This window comes from Mesorhizobium sp. M7A.F.Ca.CA.002.15.2.1, assembly GCF_003998715.1.
Lineage (GTDB): Bacteria > Pseudomonadota > Alphaproteobacteria > Rhizobiales > Rhizobiaceae > Mesorhizobium > Mesorhizobium ciceri.
Window position 1 is genome coordinate 1 of the sequence record NZ_RZPI01000977.1, and the last position, 1395, is coordinate 1395.

General features: G+C 63.0%; 2 protein-coding genes. One reads left to right on the forward strand and one right to left on the reverse strand.

From position 1 onward, the window contains the following. Positions 1-265: GntR family transcriptional regulator (locus ENZ74_RS31730; RefSeq protein WP_164761403.1), on the reverse strand; the 265-nt coding region annotated here is incomplete at its 3' end. A gap of 69 nt (positions 266-334) precedes the next feature. Here ENZ74_RS31730 and ENZ74_RS31735 point away from each other — a divergent pair. Then, positions 335-1228: a dihydrodipicolinate synthase family protein gene (locus tag ENZ74_RS31735; RefSeq protein ID WP_024502892.1), complete on the forward strand. Its 894-nt coding sequence runs from the start codon at positions 335-337 to the stop codon at positions 1226-1228. Positions 1229-1395: the final 167 nt, after the last annotated feature.

Genomic DNA, 1395 nt, shown 5'->3' on the forward strand with positions numbered 1-1395 from the left:
GCGGGGCGATGGGGATGCCTGCGCGCGGGCTGATGGCGAGGGGCCCTTCCCAGGCCAGCCGCTGGATCGCCTCGCGCACCGGTGTCCTGCCAAGCCCGAGCCTGTCGATCAGGGCGCCCTCGGTGACGAAGCTTGCCGGGGCCAGTTCGAGCGTGACGATCATGTGCTCGAGCACATGGTAGGCCCTGGTCGCGGCCGGCTCCGCCGAGGTGCTTGCTGCCGTGGATATCAAATGCGCTCTCCTGATATATCTTGAATATATCATAACGGATTCCGCATTGACAGCGGGTTTGTTAATAGATATACCAGTGATATATCAGATGGAGAGATGATCATGTGGACCGGAGTTTTTCCTGCCGTCACGACCAAATTCACCGCGGATGATCGCCTCGATCATGCCGAGATGGAGCGCTGCTTCAACCTGCAGATGGAAGCTGGCTGCGACGGCATCATCGTTTGCGGATCGCTCGGCGAGGGGCCGATGCTGTCGCCCGATGAGAAGATCGAGGTGCTGAAGACCGCACAAAAGGTCGCCGGCAAGAAGCCGGTGCTGCTGACGGTCAACGAGGCCGGCACACGCGAGGCCGCCAGCATCGCCAAGCGCGCGAGCCGGGAAGGCGCCAACGGCCTGATGGTCGTGCCGAGCCCGATCTACCACACCAATGCGGAAGAGACGGTCGCGGCGCTGCGCGCGGTCGCGCAGGCTGGCGACCTGCCGGTCATGATCTACTCCAACCGGCTTGCCTACCGCGTCGACGTCAGCGTCGACCAGATGGAGGAGCTGGCGTCGGACGAGCGCTTTGTCGCGATCAAGGAATCCTCCGACGACATCCGTCGTTCGACCGAGATCATCAATCGCCTGGGCACTCGCTACGACCTGTTCACCGGCGTCGACAATCTGGCCTTCGAGGCGCTGTCGGTCGGCGCCATCGGTTGGGTGGCCGGACTGGTCACCGCGTTCCCGCGCGAGACGGTCGCCATCTACCAGCTGATGAAGCAGGGTCGCCGCGAAGAGGCGCTCGGCATCTACCGCTGGTTCCGGCCGCTGCTCGATCTCGACGTCTCGACCTATCTGGTCCAAAACATCAAGCTTGCCGAAGTGTTCGCGATCAACACAAATGACCGCGTTCGCATGCCGCGACAGCCGCTGTCTGGCGATCGCCGCAAGTCCGTCGAGAAGATCGTCAAGGATGCGCTCGCGGTGCGGCCGACACTGCCGCAGTTCTGAGGCTTCTTCTTCCTGTTCGCAGGGAGAAGATGGTGGCAGCCAGATAAGGGGCAGCGCCCACGTGCAAGGAAATTCCAAGTCGACAGAAGCGGGGCGCAGCCCCTCATCCGCCCTTCGGGCGCCTTCTCCCCGTGAACGGGGCGAAGGGTTGGACATAGCCATCGTCG